Here is a 17,389-nt window from a genome sequence, read left to right as displayed (position 1 = left end):
GTTCGCTCTTGGTCGTCATCGCGATGCTATTTCAAGGGCAAGCATGCATTTTTTCGCTTTGAGCTTAAGGGGGCTACTACAAGATTCGGTAGATGGCTAAAGCCAAATTGAGGCCCTAGGGTCTGGCCGCCTTCCCCGCCGATCATCATCGACGAACAGAAGTGAACGCAAGCGTACGTGAAGCCGCTGCCCGCAGCCCCTGCCGGTCACCTTCCGCCCTTCCGTCGCTTAGAGAGTGAAGTGCCACCATGTCCGAACAACCCTTGCCGACGCTGCCGATGTGGCGCGTCGATCACATCGAGCCCTCGCCCGAGATGTTGGCTCTACGCGGTAACGGTCCGATCCACCGCGTGCGCTTCCCCTCCGGGCACGAAGGCTGGTGGGTGACAGGCTATGACGAGGCCAAGGCGGTGCTGTCCGACGCGGCGTTCCGGCCCGCGGGAATGCCGCCGGCGGCATTTACCCCGGATTCGGTGATTCTCGGTTCGCCGGGGTGGCTAGTCTCGCACGAGGGGGGCGAGCATGCCCGGTTACGCACGATCGTGGCGCCGGCCTTCAGCAATCGCAGGGTGAAGCTGCTCGCGCATCAGGTCGAGGCGATCGCCGCGCAGTTGTTCGAGACGCTGGCGGCCCAGCCCCAGCCCGCCGACCTGCGGCGCCACCTGTCCTTTCCGCTTCCGGCCATGGTCATCAGCTCGCTGATGGGCGTGCTCTACGAGGATCACGCCTTTTTCGCCGGGTTGTCCGACGAGGTGATGACGCATCAGCATGAAAGCGGCCCGCGCAGCGCGTCGCGCCTGGCCTGGAAAGAACTGCGCGCCTACATTCGCGGCAAGATGCGGGACAAGCGCCAGGATCCGGGCGACAACCTGCTGACGGATCTGCTCGCGGCGGTCGACCAGGGCAAGGCGACCGAGGAAGAGGCGATCGGCCTGGCGGCGGGCATGCTGGTGGCGGGGCACGAGAGCACCGTCGCGCAGATCGAATTCGGCCTGCTGGCCATGTTCCGCCATCCGCAACAGCGCGAACGCCTGGTCGGCGATCCATCCCTGGTGGACAAGACGGTGGAGGAAATCCTGCGCATGTACCCTCCGGGCGCGGGCTGGGACGGCATCATGCGCTATCCGAGGACCGACGTGACCATCGCGGGCGTGCATATTCCCGCGGAGAGTAAGGTGCTGGTCGGCCTGCCGGCGACGTCGTTCGATCCGCGCCATTTCGACGACCCGGAAATCTTCGACATCGGACGCGAAGAAAAGCAGCACCTGGCGTTCTCCTACGGGCCGCACTCGTGCATCGGCGCGGCGCTGGCCAGGTTAGAACTCAAGGCGGTGTTCGGTTCGATCTTCCAGCGCTTTCCCGCGCTGCGCCTGGCCGTGGCGCCCGAAGAACTGAAGTTGCGCAAGGAGATCATCACTGGCGGGTTCGAGAAGTTTCCGGTGCTCTGGTGATGCGCGGACTCCGCCGCGGATCGCGATCTTTTCCGCAATTTGCCGGCGCGCCTGGCGCGCGCCGGTCAGATCAGCCAGCCAACAGGTAACCAAGATGGACGTGCAAGAAGCCACGGCAGCATGCCGGGACGCCTTCGCCGAACTGGCGTCGCCAGCGTGCATCCACGACCCGTATCCGTTCATGCGGTGGTTGCGCGAGTGCGATCCGGTGCATCGCGCGGCGTCGGGCCTCATTCTGTTGAGCCGCCACGCCGACATCTACTGGGCGCTCAAGGCCACGGGCGATGCGTTTCGGGGACCGGCGCCGGGCGAACTGGCGCGCTATTTCCCGCGTGCGGCGACCAGCCTGTCGCTCAATCTGCTGGCCTCCACGCTAGCGATGAAGGACCCACCGACGCATACGCGTCTGCGCCGGCTGATCTCGCGCGATTTCACCATGCGCCAGATCGACAACCTGCGGCCGAGCATCGCGCGCATCGTCGCCGCGCGCCTGGACGGCATGGCGCCCGCGCTGGAGCGCGGGGAGGCCGTGGACCTGCATCGGGAATTCGCGCTGGCCTTGCCCATGCTGGTCTTCGCCGAACTGTTTGGCATGCCCCATGACGACATGTTCGGGCTCGCCGCCGGCATCGGCGCCATTCTGGAAGGCCTGAGCCCGCACGCCAGCGATCCCCAGCTCGCCGCGGCGGACGCGGCCAGTGCCAGAGTGAAGGCCTACTTCGGCGGCCTCATACAGCGCAAGCGCACCGATCCCCGGCACGACATCGTGTCGATGCTGGTCGGCGCACATGACGATGATGCCGACACGCTGTCGGATGCGGAGTTGATCAGCATGTTGTGGGGCATGCTGCTGGGCGGCTTCGCCACCACTGCTGCGACCATCGACCATGCGGTCCTGGCGATGCTGGCGTATCCCGAACAGCGGCACTGGCTGCAGGGAGACGCCGTGGGGGTGAAGGCATTCGTCGAAGAAGTCCTGCGCTGCGACGCGCCCGCGATGTTCAGCTCCATTCCGCGTATCGCCCAGCGCGACATCGAACTGGGCGGCGTGGTGATCCCGAAGAACGCGGACGTGCGCGTGCTGATCGCGTCCGGCAATCGCGACCCGGACGCCTTCGACGATCCCGATCGCTTCGATCCCGCGCGGTTCTACGGCACCAGTCCAGGCATGTCGACCGACGGGAAGATCATGCTGAGCTTCGGCCACGGCATTCACTTCTGCCTCGGTGCGCAACTGGCCCGGGTGCAATTGGCCGAGAGCCTGCCGCGGATCCAGGCCCGCTTCCCCACGCTGGCATTGGCCGATCAGCCGATCCGGGAGCCCTCCGCGTTCCTTCGGACGTTCCGCGCGCTGCCGGTGCGGCTGCATGCGCAGGGGAGCTGAGATGCGCGTCGTGGTCGACCAGGATCTGTGCGGAACCAGCGGGCAGTGCGTGCTCACGCTGCCAGGCACCTTTTGCCAGCGCGAACCGGACGGCGTGGCCGAAGTGTGCGTGGCGACGGTCCCGCAGGCGCTGCACGCCGCCGTGAGGCTCGCGGCGAGCCAGTGCCCGGTCGCCGCCATTCGGGTCATCGAAAGCGACGCTGGCAATGACGAGCACGCCAGCGCCGACCCTGCGCCTTCTCCGGCGGAGGCCGAGCGGCATGCCGCGAAAGACCAACGCAATCCAGGAGGACACGATGGGACGGTTTGAAGGCAAGGTGGCCGTGGTGACCGGCGCCGGCGCCGGCATCGGCAAGGCATGCGCCCTCGCTATCGCGCGCGAGGGAGGCAGAGTGGTGGTCGCCGACATTGATGGCTCGGCGGCCATCGCCTGCACCGCGCAGATCGCGGCCGAAGCGGGCCACGCGCTGACCCTGGCCATGGACATCGCCGATGCGCAGGCGGTGGCAGTGCTGTTCGAAACGGCGGAGCGGCACTTCGGTGGGGTCGACCTGCTGGTGAACAACGCGAGCGCCATGCATCTGACTCCGCGCGACCGCGCGATCCTCGACCTGGACCTGGCGGTCTGGGATCAGACAATGGCGACAAATCTGCGCGGCACGCTGCTCTGCTGCCGGCAGGCCATCCCACGGATGATCGCCCGCGGCGGTGGCGCGATCGTCAACATGTCGTCGTGCCAGGGGCTCAGCGGTGACACCGCGCAGACATCCTACGCCGCATCGAAGGCGGCGATGAACATGCTGTCCGCCTCGCTCGCCACCCAGTACGGTCATGCGCAGATCCGCTGCAACGCGGTTGCGCCGGGTCTCATCATGACCGATCGTCTCCTCGCCAAGCTGGACGAGTGCACGCAACGGCATCTGCGCCGGCACCAGCTCCTGCCGCGCGTCGGCCGCCCCGACGACGTCGCCGCGCTGGTGGCGTTCCTGCTCTCCGACGATGCTGCGTTCATCACCGGCCAGGTCGTGTGCATCGACGGCGGCATGCTGGCGCATGTGCCGACGTACGCCGACGGTGGCAACAGCCGCGCCGCGCGGCCTTCCGGCGAGACCGCCGAAGCGGACGCGTCGCCGCGCTGCTGATGGACATGCTGCTCAACCCGCTGAACCGTCGGCATCGGCTGCGGCACGACATCCCGGTCGTGCCCGGCGCTTTCCCCTTGGTCGGGCATCTTCCCGCCGTCGTCTGCGACCTGCCGCGCCTGCTGCGGCGCGCGGAACGGACGCTGGGCAGCCACTTCTGGCTGGATTTCGGCCCTGCCGGACACTTGATGACCAGTCTGGATCCGGATGCTCTCGCACTGCTCCGGCACAAGGACGTGTCCTCGGCGCTGATCGAAGAGATCGCGCCCGAATTGTTTGGCGGAACGTTGGTCGCCCAGGACGGCATCGCGCACCGGCAGGCGCGCGATGCAATCCAGGCGGCGCTCCTGCCCAAGGGGCTGACCCAGGCCGGCATCGGCGAGCTGTTCGCGCCCATCATCCGGGCGCGCGTGCAGGCGTGGCGCGACCGCGGCGACGTAACCATCCTGCGCGAAACCGGCGACCTGATGCTCAAGCTCATCTTCAGTCTCGTGGGAATCCCCGCGCAGGACCTGCCGGGATGGCATCGCAAGTACCGGCAACTGCTGCAGTTGATCGTCGCGCCCCCTGTCGACCTGCCCGGACTGCCGTTGCGGCGCGGCCGCGCCGCCCGCGACTGGATCGATGCGCGGTTGCGCGGGTTCGTCCGCGCCGCGCGCGAACATGCCTCGCGCACCGGGTTGATCAACGACATGGTGAGCGCCTTCGATCGCAGCGACGATGCGCTTTCCGATGACGTCCTGGTCGCCAATATCCGCTTGCTGCTGCTTGGTGGTCACGACACCACCGCCTCGACGATGGCCTGGATGGTGATCGAGCTGGCGCGGCAGCCTGGGCTGTGGGACGCCCTGGTCGAGGAGGCGCAACGCGTGGGCGCGGTGCCGACCCGGCACGCGGATCTGGCGCAGTGTCCGGTCGCCGAGGCGCTGTTCCGCGAGACGCTGCGCGTGCATCCGGCGACGCCGCTCCTGGTGCGTCGCGCACTGCGTGAATTGCGACTCGGCCAACGGCGCATTCCCGCGGGCACCGATCTGTGCATCCCGCTGCTGCATTTCTCGACCTCGGCGCTGCTGCACGAGGCGCCTGATCAGTTTCGGCTGGCGCGGTGGCTGCAACGCACCGAGCCGATCCGGCCGCTGGACATGCTGCAGTTCGGTACCGGCCCACACGTCTGCATCGGCTACCACCTGGCATGGCTGGAACTGGTGCAGTTCTGCATCGCCTTGGCGCTGACCATGCACGAGGCCGGGGTGCGGCCTCGGTTGCTGAGCGGCGTCGAAAAAGGCCGGCGCTATTACCCGACCGCACATCCGTCCATGACTATCCGCATCGGATTCTCATGAGCTGGCATTGCGTGTCCCTGTGGCGAGGCAGCAGCGCCGGTGACGCGCGGCACTTCTGCACTCGGCGCGCGCGCAGGGGTGCGACGCTGACAACACCTCGGCGGCTTGCTTGTGAGGGACAAGGACGTGAACAACATCCAGACCGGTTCCACGCCACAGGGCGACAGAACTAGTGATTCCGCGCTCGGCGGATTGGGCGCGCAGGCGCGCGGCGCATCCGGCGGGCTGCTGCCCGAGATCTGGATGCAGGACGGCGCAAAGCGGGTCGAACAGGTGCTGGCGCGTCTTCTCTGCGCCGAACATGACGGTGAGACCGAGCTGATGGCGGCGATGCGCTACGCCACCTTGCATGGCGGGAAGCGCACCCGCGCCTTGCTCTGTCTGGCTGCCGGCGCACTGACCGACACGCCGGCGCACATGCTCGACGACGTCGGCGCCGCCATCGAGATGATGCACGCTTGTACCCTGGTCCACGACGATCTGCCCGCGATGGACGACGACGTGCTTCGCCGCGGCCTTCCGACCGTGCACGTCAAGTTCGGCGAAGCTACTGCGATCCTGGTCGGAGATGCGCTGCAGGCGCACGCCTTCCTGACCCTGGCGAGCCTGGATGCGCCGGGCGACAACCGTATCGCGCTCGTGCGCGAACTGGCGCAGGCGGTGTCCGCCGAGGGTGCCGCAGGCGGGCAGGCCATGGATCTGTCGCTGGTTGGAAAGTACGTCGAGCTGGACAGGATCGTGGCGATGCACCGGATGAAGAGCGGAGCGCTAGTGCGCGCGTCCGTTCGCATGGGCGCGCTATGCGTCATCGCGGAGGATGCCGCGCACGCTGCGCTGTACTGTGCGCTCGATCGCTACAGCGCCTGTTTCGGCCTGGCGTTGCAGGTGATCGACGACATTCTCGACGTGACAGCGGATACCGCGACGCTGGGAAAGACCTCCGGCAAGGACGCGGCGGCGCAGAAGCCGACCTGCGCGTCGATCATGGGACTGCAGGCAGCACGCCAGTTCGCGCTGGATCTGTTGCGCGACGCCTGGGAGGCCATCGCCCCGCTGGGGCCCCGTGTGGAAAGGTTGGCGCAGATGCTGCAGCGGGCCAACGCGTATCTGTTCAAGCATGCGCCATGCGCATGAGCGAGCCCGTCCGCATGGGGTCGCCCCTGTGCCGCTGCGATCGGCAGGCGGCAGCGGTGCATGCTGCACTGTGTCCGAGTCCGCACCGCCGATCGCAGCGGTTGCCCAGCACGGCCGCGGCGCACGCGGCGCACTGCGCGCAAGCCTATGCGGCGGACCGGCGCAGCATCGGGCCGCGTCGCCGCGCCGGAGCAGGCGGCCGTCCGGTGCTGCCCATGCGCGGGGCCGCGACGGGCCTGCGGCGACGTGCGCGGCGTCTGCCCGATCCTGGTTCTCGTCAACCATCTGCAGAAGGAACATCCTGCGTGAACGCGCTGTCCGAACAGATCCTTTCCGAATTGCGCCACCTGCTGAGCGAGATGAGCGATGGCGGTAGCGTCGGTCCGTCCGTCTACGACACGGCGCGAGCTCTGCAGTTTCACGGCAACGTCACCGGTCGGCAGGACGCATACGCATGGCTCATCGCGAAGCAACAGGCCGATGGCGGATGGGGAAGCGCGGACTTCCCACTGTTCCGCCATGCGCCCACGTGGGCGGCGTTGCTGGCATTGCAGCGTGCCGATTCTCTTCCCGGCGCTGCTGACGCAGTCCAGGCTGCAACCCGGTTCCTCCAGCGCCAGCCCGATCCCTACGCGCATGCGGTGCCGGAAGACGCGCCGATCGGCGCGGAGCTGATCCTGCCGCAGTTTTGCGGCGAGGCCGCATCCTTGCTGGGCGGCGTAGCGTTTCCGCGCCACCCGGCGCTGTTGCCGTTGCGGCAAGCGTGCCTGGTCAAGCTGTCGGCGGTGGCGACGTTGCCGAGCGGCCATCCGTTGCTGCACTCCTGGGAAGCCTGGGGGACGTCGCCGACCACCGCATGCCCGGATGACGTCGGCAGTATCGGCATCAGTCCGGCGGCCACCGCCGCGTGGCGTGCGCACGCCGTGATACAGGGGAGCACGCCGCAGGTCGGGCGCGCCGACGCGTATCTGCAGGCGGCATCGCGGGCGACGCGCAGCGGCATCGAAGGTGTCGTTCCCAACGTCTGGCCGATCAATGTGTTCGAGCCATGCTGGTCGCTGTACACCCTGCATCTGGCCGGGCTGTTCGCGCATCCCGCGCTCGCCGAGGCGGTGCGCGTGATCGTCGCGCAGCTCGACGCCCGCCTGAGCGTGCGCGGTCTGGGCCCGGCCTTGCACTTCGCGGCCGATGCGGACGACACCGCCGTTGCGTTGTGCGTCCTGCGCCTTGCAGGCCGCGACGGGGCGGTCGATGCGTTGCGCCATTTCGAAATCGGCGAGAAGTTCGTCACCTTCCCCGGCGAGCGCAATGCCTCGGTGTCGACCAACATTCATGCCCTGCATGCGTTGCGACTGTTGGGAAAGCCCGCCGCCGGCACCAGCGCCTACGTCGAGGCCAATCGCAACCCGCACGGTCTATGGGACAACGAAAAATGGCACGTTTCGTGGCTGTATCCCACCGCGCATGCGGTCGCTGCGCTGGCGCAAGGCAAGCCCCAGTGGCGCGACGAGCGCGCGCTGGCGGCGCTGCTGCAGGCGCAGCGCGACAACGGAGGCTGGGGCGCCGGTCGCGCGTCCACATTCGAGGAAACCGCCTATGCGCTGTTCGCGTTGCACGTGATGGACGGGAGGGAAGAGCCGACTGGGCGCCGGCGCATCGCGCAGGCGGTGGCGCGTGCGCTGGAGTGGATGCTCGCCTGCCATGCGGCGCATGCATTGCCGCAGACGCCGCTGTGGATCGGCAAGGAACTGTATTGCCCCACCAGGGTCGTGCGCGTGGCCGAACTCGCCGGGTTGTGGCTGGCACTTCGTTGGGGGCGGCGCGTCCCGGCCGAGGGAGCAGGAGCGGCGCCATGATCCAGACCGAACGCGCGCTGCAGCAGGTGCTGGAGTGGGGGCGTTCCCTGACCGGGTTCGCCGACGAGCATGCCGAGGAAGCGGTCAGGGGCGGCCAGTACATCCTGCAGCGCATCCACCCGAGCCTGCGCGACACCAGCGCCCGCACGGGCCGCGATCCGCAGGACGAAACGCTGATCGTGGCGTTCTATCGCGAACTGGCGCTGCTGTTCTGGCTCGACGATTGCAACGACCTTGGCCTGATCGCGCCGGAGCAGCTCGCCGCGGTAGAGCATGCGCTGGGGCAGGGCGTGCCGTGCGCGCTCCCCGGATTCGAGGGCTGCGCTGTGCTGCGCGCTTCGCTGGCCGCGCTCGCCTACGATCGTCGCGACTATGCTCAGCTTCTCGATGATACCCGGTGCTACTGCGCAGCGCTGCGCGCCGGACACGCGCAGGCGGCAGGGGCGGAACGCTGGTCCTACGCCGAGTACCTGCACAACGGCATCGATTCGATCGCCTACGCGAACGTGTTCTGTTGCCTGTCGTTGCTGTGGGGGCTGGACATGGCGACCTTACGCGCGCGTCCGACCTTTCGCCAGGTCCTGCGGCTCATCTCTGCGATAGGGCGCCTGCAGAATGATCTGCATGGACGCGACAAGGACAGGTCGGCCGGCGAGGCCGACAACGCGGCGATCCTGCTGCAGCAGCGCTATCCGGCTATGCCTGTGATAGACTTCCTCAACGACGAGCTGGCCGGCCATACGCGCATGCTGCACCGGGTGATGGCGGAAGAACGCTTTCCCGCGCCGTGGGGACCGTTGATCGAGGCCATGGCGGCCCTCCGCGCGCATTACTACCAAACCTCGACCAGCCGCTACCGCAGCGACGCTGCGGGGGGAGGCCAGCGTACGCCGGCCTGAACGCGCGGGAGGCGGCGGCGTCCGCGCGCTGCCGTCGCTCCGATCCGACGCAACGCCGTCGCCCGATGCGACGGATGGAGAGAGCAGGAGCGACACCGCCCTGAGCCGGCGCAAGGACGACCATCTGGACCTCGTTGCTGGATCGGCGAATGGCGCCGGCCACGGTCGCGCCGGCTGGGAGTACATCCGGTTCGAACACTGCTTGCCCGAGTTGGACCTGACGCAGATCGACTTGCGCGCCTCGGGTCCGTGGGGCGCAATGGCGAAGCGTATTGCGGCGTCTTGCGTTGGTGACCGATAAATCCACCCGGCGTGCGTCCGTATATGCCTTCAATATTCTTGAGGCCGCGACCCGCTGAGAAAGGTCAGTCGATGACCACAGGTGTGTATGCCAGATTGCGCTTGCAACGCGTCCATCCCTGTGGCGCTAATTTGGCGCGTTGGCGCGCCGTCTCGCTCATGAGAACGCGTAGATGAGCCAGCAGATACCGACCCACAGGAGCGCGTTGAGGAGGAGCGCAGCAAGCCGCCAGGGGTTCCAAACCATCCGCGGCTGTGAAGTATCAGCATGCAATGCGCGATCGGCCTTGCCGCCTTCAATCACGCGCGGTTTTGGTTTGCTCCAGTGCGTCATCCGTATCCCATGCTTGCGCTGCGTTAGTCGACTAGGCACCAGCAAATCAAAGATCGCCACGTCAAGCGAACGTCGCGATCCCGATGCCGACAGGATCACGGGCGTGTGAGCTGGTGAGGCTGATCGTCAGCCTTGTCATACCGCCAGATTCCAGCCGACATGCGGTCCAGGTCTGGCCCTTCGAGCACCTAATCATAATGTTCCATGATCACGTGAGCCTCAGGCCTTTTGGAGATCGATGAACCCCAGCGCTGCTTCGCGGTCAGCGCTGCTCTTCAACGCTGCGCACGTTGCGTGATGTCGTTGTAGGTTGTCCATTCGCGCCCGAGCTCACAGCTGCCTTAGTCAAAGCAGCCGTCCGCTTGATGCTCAAGGCTATTTCTTTGGTCGGTGCGTTAAGTTGGCGGGCGACGGCCACATCAATGTCTGCCGGTCGTACAGTTACGACTAGCGTCAACGCCGCATTGATCAAGATCAATCGAACAAGTCTCATTGTGAATTCCTAGGTCGGTGACCAGCGCGCCGCCCTTTAACTGCGGCAATCCTCATCTCAGCAATCGGCGGGCCACACGCCGGAGTGGCTCTGCGCGTCGCTTGAAGAAGAAAAACCACGCGCGCGAAGCAGAATCTGTGGAATGATTTCGCTGCAGTAGTCGGATTCTCCACATCAACGTCCGCAACCGAACACGATTGGGACGACAAGATGGAGGGCAAATGACGCCGGCCAAGGCAGCAACAATGCTTTCGCATTGGGGTTCAATCGGCCCTCTAGCACCGGCTAACGTCGTCACGGGCGCTGAAAGTATTTCCCTCAGCAAGGTGAGCAGTTGGGATGCATCTGCAGCACGGCTGATCGCTGAAGGGGCAAGTGTGAACTCGAGATATGGGATTACGTTGGCATCGCAGCCAGCCAACGGGAGAGCATGCTCTCAATAGTGGTTAATTACGTGCCGCTAATTCAATTCATCGAAGAGCGCGCCCTCAACCTCGATCCCGCGGGTCGCCGAAACTATCTTGGCCGATGGCCCAAAACAGCTCACCAAGGGAGCGGAAATGTGCCGTGAAGCTATCCGCTCGAACTTCTTAGTCGCTCGTGAAGAATCCCTAAAGCCGTGATCGGAGGCGAAGGCGGAATTGCAAACTTTTGCGATTTGAGGCCTCGGAAGCTCGTAAAATTTATTGTCCAGATTCCCTCGAATCGATGGTCGTGATTCCGTGATGCAGGGGAGGGGCGATGCAACCGAATAAGCCAAAGACGACTGGTGAGGGCGATCTGGTTCGCGCCGGGCTGGATCAGATCATCAACCTGAAGCACGAGTTGGTGCAGCTCGAGGCAAGATCGACTGGGACTGGATTGATGGCGAGGTCGCGCCGCTCTACTTCGACGAGGCCCAGCCGACATCGCAAGCCGCTCCCTGATCGGACTGCTGCTGCCCAAGCATCTACGGGCTGTCCGACCAAGGGGGTGCGATCGCTCGGCCTACGACCCGTATTCCACACGCGCGGTGATGCCATTGAGGCACCGAGAAACTCACCGGCGGCACAGTCGAGCGCGCCTATGTGATTAAGGGCTATCGCGGCCACACGACGGCCAACCCACGACGCCTCTTCATCTCGGCCAGAAGCACAGGGTCTTCGGAGTCATCGAACGCGAGCTTCGCCGCCGATCCGCTATCGAACCCGTGATCGGTACAGACGACCGATGGCCGCTAGTTGTCGCTTATCGGGCCCTCTTGCGCACTGCGGCGCCAACTAGCCTCGGCGCACCGGTTCCCCTGCGGCGGGCCCACCCTTTATCAACGAGCCTGCGCCGGTCCCAATGCAACCTCAAGTGATCAGGGGAAAGCGCCAATCTAGGAAACTGGCCACGTTCCTGTTGAGCCACTATTATCCGATATCTTTCGCATGAGGAGTGTTGTCTCCGAAGCCGAAGTCCGGAAAGCGCGTGACGAGTGCGGTCTTCAAAAACTGGATATGCCTGATAGTGACTTCTAGCTCGTTTAACCGCCTTTCCCCTTCCGCTATTTCACTACCAAGCAAATTCTGATAATGGTTATCTTCCGGATCGCGCGTAAGATATTCATCGGAATCATTGCCCAACGTTACTGCCGACCGCGCCAAAGCTTCATCGACACTCGATTTTAGGTCAGCTTGCTCGGCCATTGCGCCTTGCAGCGCGTCCTCTATCGAACGAAAAATGGACGTAGCACGGGCACGATCAGTTTCGGCATCACGACTAGTCGATCGGGCCTTGAAATAGACAACGCTGCGCGCCTTTAGCAATCGTTGAAACATCTTCTTCTCCATGCTTAGTCGAAGTGGACGCCGAATCTTCACACCCAAATCAGCATGAATGCGAAAAGTGAGGCCCAACCGCCCCGCGCAGTGGGCCAATGCTCACAGAATGTTCACCGCGTCCTAGCGATGATCACTTTGCTACATCCGCAAAGTCGGTGCCGTAACGAAGCCGGTTCCTCCTGGTCAGCACAAGTTCGGGACCAACGACATCGGCGTGAGTACGATGTGCTCGCCAGAAGCAGACCGAAAGCTTAACAACTTTCTGCGCTAGCAAGGCTTGGGCGTAAGTCGGCCTCCCAAACAATCCGCCGGCAGAATCGATTTGATGCCGTCACGGCGATTGTCACCGCATTGGTTGGGCGGCGTGGTGCATCGCGCCAAGCTTAAGGCGTCCGGACGAGCTGAGGAGCGCCGAATTGCGCTAAGCGTCCAAGAACCAGCCGAGACGATTGATAGTCGCCAATGAAGGCTCTTGTGCCACGGGAGCCGTTCACATACGCGATCCAGCCTGAAGAGGATTGCTGCACAGGAAACAAGACACGGTCAGATCCGGTCTTCTCCGTCGCGACTCTACAAGATCCCATTCGATCTACATAAAGTCATCCTCGTACGAGTACGTGGCGGGACTTGCTGCACTCCCGATATTACTGCTCTCACCGCCCGCAGCTTTGGAGAGATATAGTGGAGGGTTGTTTTTACGCTGCCATTCACCGGCAGTGTTCTTTATCCAAATGTCGGGGTACTGGGTAGGATCAAGTACCATATTGTTCTCGTCAACCGCGACGAATCCCATCTTCGCTGCACGGGCTTTTGACCCTTGATTGGCAGCACGCCAATTGAGCAGCGGTCGTTCGCCGTCAAGTCGAAGTTGATACTCCAACAAAATATCACCTGCGTTCTCGACAAGCGGGTGAGTAATCTGAAGATCTACAACGGATGTGATTTCGGTTCGCTCAGGAAACTGTTCGCGCCACTTTTCGCCTTCGAACTCAGTCATGCTGAATCCGCCTTCCGTTCTTAGAAGCCCGACACTCTGCTTTCCTAATTGATAGCTGAAGTATCGCGCGCGCACGGTATCTTTAGTGCAGCCGTATTTCTCGGCGACCTGAGCGGTGCGCTTGGCTTTTTCGGATATGAAATCCGAGTACTCTTGTGGATTGGCCGCTATGTGCTTGATTTCATCGTCGTAAAAGCGCTTCGCTTCTCTCCTAAATAAAGGCTTGTCGATCTTCACCACTGGAGGTCTGGGAGCGAGGGAATATAACGGCGTTTCTGCTGAAGATGAGCCATTGGTAGAATCCGGCGCGGCTAAGTGCATTTCTGCGAACATGTCCGCGGGTCTTTGGCTGTCCGCATCAGTTTTCTCGGCGCTAGTTGCTGACGGTCTCGTTTCGTCACCCTCGCCAAGGGGAGCGTATTGAACATTGGACGAGCCGCTGATTCGGCTATACATGACTTCTGCGCTCTTATCGGATTAGTGTTTCGCACTGAGTTCAGGCTGGCCAGAACCTGCGGGCTTGATAGTCAGCCAAGCTGACGACAGCCTGACGCAGGCGTTATCTGCGCGCCCTCTTACGGAAGGATCTGCCCGGCAGAAGAAGCGCTCGCGCGCATGATGGCGTACAAGAGCGAGCGGATTATTGATACAGTGCATCCGATGAACAGTTGATCAGCCCTGATCTCTCTTCGCAGGAGAGAACGGCCGTGTCCCCTTGAGTGACCCGACGTCGGCTGCGCCACTGCCGATTATCCGGCGCTGGCGGCGACATAGACCTCCTGCCTTTCAGCTTAACAACGGACATTGTCATTTGCCGAATCCTGCTTCGTCCGTGTACCGTTCCGCTGTTTGGTCGCGTTTGTCGCAACATCCAATACCGGTGATGTTGCGCGCCGGCCGGGCGAGGCTTGGATCAGCCGGGTCTCGACGCGATCGGCAAGAGCGAGCGCCGCATTGGTCCAAGCGCCCAGCAACTACGCCGTAAGAGTAGTCGGATAGTTGCCGATCACGAAGGCGCTTGGACGCCGCGCCTACAACTCCTGGACTATGCAGAAATCGCCAAGTAGGCGGCTAGAATCTCCCGCGAATCGCTAAGCGTTGCTGGAAAAGCCAGCCGCCCCTCGCCGTGCAAAACGTGAGCACCGGGCTAGGATGATGCACCCCGTATGTGCGTCAGCTTATTGTCAGCTCGCGCGCCTATCATGTCTACAGGTCTTCGAGTAGGCCAGTAGGTGCAACTTTTGCGATAGGGAGCGAGCCGCATGTATAGCAGAATCACTGGTTCTTCCAGCGAATTTCCAAGCGCGAGCCAGGCCGATGAATCGGAGCCATCAGCAGATGGCCGAAGGTTTACGGAAACGCTTGCCGACGCGGCGGCTGGTTCGTCGTCGGGGGCGACACGGCGGTACTCACTCGTTTCCGAACCTCCCATCGATGAGATTGACAGGAAGTCATTCATGGAAGAACTGAGAAATTTTTACGGTAAGGACATCAAGCACATAGCCGATAACCCGCTAGAATACTCGGATTTCGTTTCCGAAAAGGCTGGGCAAGCAGCGATGGTCGCCAGAGCCGCATCCACCGTACAGGACTCGGACCAGGCGCGATATTTTAGCTATCAATTGGGTGACAAGAGTGTCGGCCTTCTAAAAACCGAAGGTCGACGTCGCATGGCAGGGGAGGCGTGGGAGCGGCACTTTCCTGGGCGAAAACACGTGTCGTCCGTTGTCGGTCTCCGGGTTACTCATCCGCTCGTTGAGAACGCAGGCGATGTTCTGCTGGAACATCAACTTCGGCTCGACGGCAAGCGAGCGTTGGTCATGTCGCGTCCTGCCACCGATGAGGTGAAGCCCCGTCTAGAGCAGATGGGCTTTGTTTACGTGGGTGACAAGGAAGATGACAACGAATATGTGCTTGACCCTAGGCAGCATCCCGACAAGTGGACGCTGAACGAGCAGGGAAAATGGCAGCGGGTGGACAAACCTCAGCTATATCTCTCCAAAGCTGAGAGTAGCGATGACGAAAACGAAGGAAGTGTCGAAGAATATTCGGGCGAAGAATACATCGAAACGGATTCGTCAGGGGACGATCCTTCTTGGTACTTCGAACGGCTCAACTTAGGCCCGGGGACTGGCTAGCAGACGTCCCGACGCGTGCGGTTTGACCTAAAAGTGGCCCATTTCTCATAGCGGCATGCACCGGGGCGAATGAGGCGCTGCAACGGGAGCGCCCGCCACGCGGCGGGTGTGCTCCCGATGCGGCGCGCGAGCGGAATAAATTGAAGCGGCGGTGGTTCCCGAATTTGGCAGCAGAGCAGCTTCTTTGGAGCCCTAGTCAGCTGCTCTGAGTGCTTTTTGCGTCATTGGAAACTCTCCGAGATATGAACGCGTCATCGATGGGGTGTGCGATTCTTGCGGGGCGCTTCGCTGGACGATCAATTGAGGTGTGCTCCCAGCAACGGGCCAAGCCGAATGTCGCTGCCGCCTATGCGATGTGCGGCTTCAACGAAGCTGGCGCGCTAGGGAAGGAGCAAGGATGAAACAAGTCTGGGTCTAGATCGATGAAAACACGCGCACGTGATGCAAACCAGATCGCGCTGTTCGTGGATCAATACCACCAATTGTCTGGACACTTTCGTAGTCAAGCTGAGGAGGGGTCAGTTACTCGCAGCTCCGCTTACCGCGCCTCATCCAGACGTCATCTTCACGGATAGCGAAATGTCTTGCCCTCAATTGCTGATCTTAGTTTGCTCGCTGGGACGACATTTCACGACGCTCTGCCTGCACATTTTTGTTCAGTGGACCGCTCAGTCAAGGGCTGCTTCGATCGCTCTCAATTCAGTATCGTTGCAGCAGTCCTAGAGTATGTTGCAAGACTGCGCGAGTGATCGCAGCGCGAAGCCAAGCTTGCGCAGCGTTTCAATGATGTGTACTGCGATCTCGCCACGACTGGCAATCAGAACTGTACAAAGGGCAATTTGAACATTGGTCTGTTCGTCGATAAAGTGTCTGAGGTGAGCATTCTGCGGAAGCGTAAGGGGTGGCCGTCAGTTGCCGTTACATGTTACAGCCGACCCGACTGTGCGTTGGCGCGGCCGCTCGCTGAATCCTTTCACCAGCTGTTTAGCCTTGGTAAGTGTAACCAGAGAGCTCGTCGGCTCGAAGGACATCATGAGCGATTGCGACTGAGGCTTGTGAGAAGCCTGGCTCGTCCGGCGACTTGCCGAGATCGTTCACCAGGTTCACCTGGCACCCTGCGCAAAGAGAGAAACGGCCGTCTCGAAAAAAATCGGCCTTATGATTGTCCGATTAGCGGCATTCGCCGCGCGGGGCCGCCGTTCCAAATGGTAATGCCAGGATCGCAACCTTCCTGAATTCGACCGCGGGATCAAGCTCCGAAATGGCCACCTTGTGATTCAGGCATTCAACGGGGCTCATTCCCTCGGGCGGCGATGACTGTACTGAAGAGCAGCCGGGTGCGTTTGCGGTCGTCAAAGGTCCCTGACGCGTCGCGAGGCGAGCCGCGGCCGCAGGTTTACGACAAGCTTCGGGAGGAATGGGGATGTGGTGAGGTAAAACAAGCTGAAAAGCACCATTGTGACTAAATCCGTGATGAAGCGCACGCGTTCGTCTCAGCAAAGGTGAAGGAGATGGCGAAAGTTTATAACGGCCTCTCGGTGGAGGTGCTTTACCGGTTCAAGGAAAAACGCGCGCGCCCGGTTGCATGTGCTTGCCGGCATTGGAAGCGGAAGAAGAGAGATGATCTACACTACGGTTTGCTCAGCAGTTTGTTCGAAATCAAGCGAGGCAAAGGAGGGGAGGTGAGAGCACAAGTTCTAGAAAAGCTCGAGGCTGGACGCGTACGATATGGCCAATTCGCCAGCGCGCCGGGATCAGGTCCTTGCGGCCTCTTTTTTGTTCAGGGGCCTTGTGGCTGCAAGCTCAGGATAGTCGGACTTGTTCGCCCAGGGTGGGAGCATGTCTCCGTCTCGACGGCACGACGTTGTCCGAACTGGGAAGAGATGTGCTTCGTCAAAGACCTGTTTTGGGATGAAGAGGAGTGCGTGATGCAGCTGCATCCGCCTCATTCGCAATACGTGAATAACAGCCGGTATTGCCTGCATCTCTGGAAGCCCACTCGTCAGGACATTCCAATGCCACCGGCTAGCTTCGTAGGCGTCGTCGGGCTTGGTCCATCTGAAACGGCAATGTTGCTTGCACAGATTGGGGGGCTATCATGAGACCCGTACTA

The 17,389-nt window shown here is 62.5% G+C and carries 13 protein-coding genes and 1 pseudogene; 11 read left to right on the top strand and 3 right to left on the bottom strand.

Going from position 1 to position 17,389, the window contains the following annotated elements; all coding sequences use genetic code 11:
• Positions 1-248: 248 nt before the first annotated feature.
• The 9 genes and pseudogenes from LMTR3_RS13460 to LMTR3_RS38900 form a co-directional block, all read left to right on the top strand.
• On the top strand, positions 249-1,451 hold the full coding sequence (locus tag LMTR3_RS13460) for a cytochrome P450 (protein WP_065745450.1): 1,203 nt from the start codon (positions 249-251) through the stop codon (positions 1,449-1,451).
• Positions 1,452-1,545: 94 nt separating this feature from the next.
• Positions 1,546-2,835 (top strand): cytochrome P450, encoded by a 1,290-nt coding sequence (locus tag LMTR3_RS13455; protein ID WP_065745449.1) that lies wholly within the window; start codon positions 1,546-1,548, stop codon positions 2,833-2,835.
• Position 2,836: 1 nt separating this feature from the next.
• Positions 2,837-3,145, top strand: coding sequence for a ferredoxin (locus LMTR3_RS13450; protein ID WP_065745448.1), 309 nt, complete (start codon positions 2,837-2,839; stop codon positions 3,143-3,145).
• Complete coding sequence (locus tag LMTR3_RS13445; protein ID WP_065745447.1) at positions 3,132-3,977, top strand: SDR family oxidoreductase; 846 nt, start codon at positions 3,132-3,134, stop codon at positions 3,975-3,977. The genes LMTR3_RS13450 and LMTR3_RS13445 overlap by 14 nt, the downstream gene beginning before the upstream one ends.
• On the top strand, positions 3,977-5,320 hold the full coding sequence (locus LMTR3_RS13440; RefSeq protein WP_065745446.1) for a cytochrome P450: 1,344 nt from the start codon (positions 3,977-3,979) through the stop codon (positions 5,318-5,320). The genes LMTR3_RS13445 and LMTR3_RS13440 overlap by 1 nt, the downstream gene beginning before the upstream one ends.
• Before the next feature lie 135 nt (positions 5,321-5,455).
• A complete protein-coding gene (locus tag LMTR3_RS13435) occupies positions 5,456-6,454 on the top strand; it encodes a polyprenyl synthetase family protein (protein ID WP_065745673.1) in 999 nt (332 codons plus the stop codon).
• Between the two features lie 305 nt (positions 6,455-6,759).
• Positions 6,760-8,310 carry a hypothetical protein gene (locus tag LMTR3_RS13430; RefSeq protein ID WP_065745445.1) on the top strand — a complete coding sequence of 517 codons (1,551 nt, stop codon included), beginning with the start codon at positions 6,760-6,762 and terminating at the stop codon, positions 8,308-8,310.
• Positions 8,307-9,209, top strand: coding sequence for a terpene synthase family protein (locus LMTR3_RS13425; protein ID WP_065745444.1), 903 nt, complete (start codon positions 8,307-8,309; stop codon positions 9,207-9,209). Before LMTR3_RS13430 ends, LMTR3_RS13425 begins: the two co-directional genes overlap by 4 nt.
• A 28-nt stretch (positions 9,210-9,237) precedes the next feature.
• A pseudogene (locus tag LMTR3_RS38900) lies at positions 9,238-9,453 on the top strand (type 2 isopentenyl-diphosphate Delta-isomerase); the annotation flags it as partial.
• 213 nt (positions 9,454-9,666) lie between these two features.
• Here LMTR3_RS38900 and LMTR3_RS38505 read toward each other — a convergent pair.
• The 3 genes from LMTR3_RS38505 to LMTR3_RS13415 all read right to left on the bottom strand — a co-directional run bounded on the left by LMTR3_RS38505 (position 9,667) and on the right by LMTR3_RS13415 (position 13,594).
• On the bottom strand, positions 9,667-9,843 hold the full coding sequence (locus LMTR3_RS38505) for a hypothetical protein (RefSeq protein ID WP_176721887.1): 177 nt from the start codon (positions 9,841-9,843) through the stop codon (positions 9,667-9,669).
• A gap of 1,887 nt (positions 9,844-11,730) precedes the next feature.
• Entirely contained in the window at positions 11,731-12,138 is a 408-nt protein-coding gene (locus LMTR3_RS13420) for a hypothetical protein (protein WP_065745672.1), read from the bottom strand.
• 592 nt (positions 12,139-12,730) lie between these two features.
• Positions 12,731-13,594, bottom strand: a complete 864-nt coding sequence (locus tag LMTR3_RS13415; RefSeq protein WP_065745443.1) for an Effector protein NopP — start codon at positions 13,592-13,594, stop codon at positions 12,731-12,733.
• Positions 13,595-14,400: 806 nt separating this feature from the next.
• Here LMTR3_RS13415 and LMTR3_RS13410 point away from each other — a divergent pair.
• Together LMTR3_RS13410 and LMTR3_RS37505 are read left to right on the top strand one after the other, a co-directional pair.
• The gene (locus tag LMTR3_RS13410; protein WP_141686580.1) at positions 14,401-15,276 is read left to right on the top strand and encodes a host specificity protein; all 876 of its coding nucleotides are present in this window, start codon (positions 14,401-14,403) and stop codon (positions 15,274-15,276) included.
• Between the two features lie 1,511 nt (positions 15,277-16,787).
• A complete protein-coding gene (locus LMTR3_RS37505) occupies positions 16,788-17,378 on the top strand; it encodes a DUF7694 domain-containing protein (RefSeq protein ID WP_176721848.1) in 591 nt (196 codons plus the stop codon).
• The last annotated feature ends 11 nt before the right edge of the window (positions 17,379-17,389 follow it).

It is taken from the genome of Bradyrhizobium sp. LMTR 3 (assembly GCF_001693485.1).
In the GTDB taxonomy this organism is placed as follows: Bacteria; Pseudomonadota; Alphaproteobacteria; order Rhizobiales; family Xanthobacteraceae; genus Bradyrhizobium.
Note: the sequence above shows the minus strand (reverse complement) of the source record. Positions and strands in the feature narration are given on the sequence as shown.

What these genes read in the sequence shown, in the direction of transcription:
- LMTR3_RS13460 (WP_065745450.1), top strand. Translation starts at nt 249, where the DNA reads ATGTCCGAACAACCCTTGCCGACGCTGCCGATGTGGCGCGTCGATCAC.
- LMTR3_RS13455 (WP_065745449.1), top strand. Translation starts at nt 1,546, where the DNA reads ATGGACGTGCAAGAAGCCACGGCAGCATGCCGGGACGCCTTCGCCGAA.
- LMTR3_RS13450 (WP_065745448.1), top strand. Translation starts at nt 2,837, where the DNA reads ATGCGCGTCGTGGTCGACCAGGATCTGTGCGGAACCAGCGGGCAGTGC.
- LMTR3_RS13445 (WP_065745447.1), top strand. Translation starts at nt 3,132, where the DNA reads ATGGGACGGTTTGAAGGCAAGGTGGCCGTGGTGACCGGCGCCGGCGCC.
- LMTR3_RS13440 (WP_065745446.1), top strand. Translation starts at nt 3,977, where the DNA reads ATGGACATGCTGCTCAACCCGCTGAACCGTCGGCATCGGCTGCGGCAC.
- LMTR3_RS13425 (WP_065745444.1), top strand. Translation starts at nt 8,307, where the DNA reads ATGATCCAGACCGAACGCGCGCTGCAGCAGGTGCTGGAGTGGGGGCGT.
- LMTR3_RS38505 (WP_176721887.1), bottom strand. Translation starts at nt 9,843, where the DNA reads ATGACGCACTGGAGCAAACCAAAACCGCGCGTGATTGAAGGCGGCAAG.
- LMTR3_RS13420 (WP_065745672.1), bottom strand. Translation starts at nt 12,138, where the DNA reads ATGTTTCAACGATTGCTAAAGGCGCGCAGCGTTGTCTATTTCAAGGCC.
- LMTR3_RS13415 (WP_065745443.1), bottom strand. Translation starts at nt 13,594, where the DNA reads ATGTATAGCCGAATCAGCGGCTCGTCCAATGTTCAATACGCTCCCCTT.
- LMTR3_RS13410 (WP_141686580.1), top strand. Translation starts at nt 14,401, where the DNA reads ATGTATAGCAGAATCACTGGTTCTTCCAGCGAATTTCCAAGCGCGAGC.
- LMTR3_RS37505 (WP_176721848.1), top strand. Translation starts at nt 16,788, where the DNA reads ATGGCGAAAGTTTATAACGGCCTCTCGGTGGAGGTGCTTTACCGGTTC.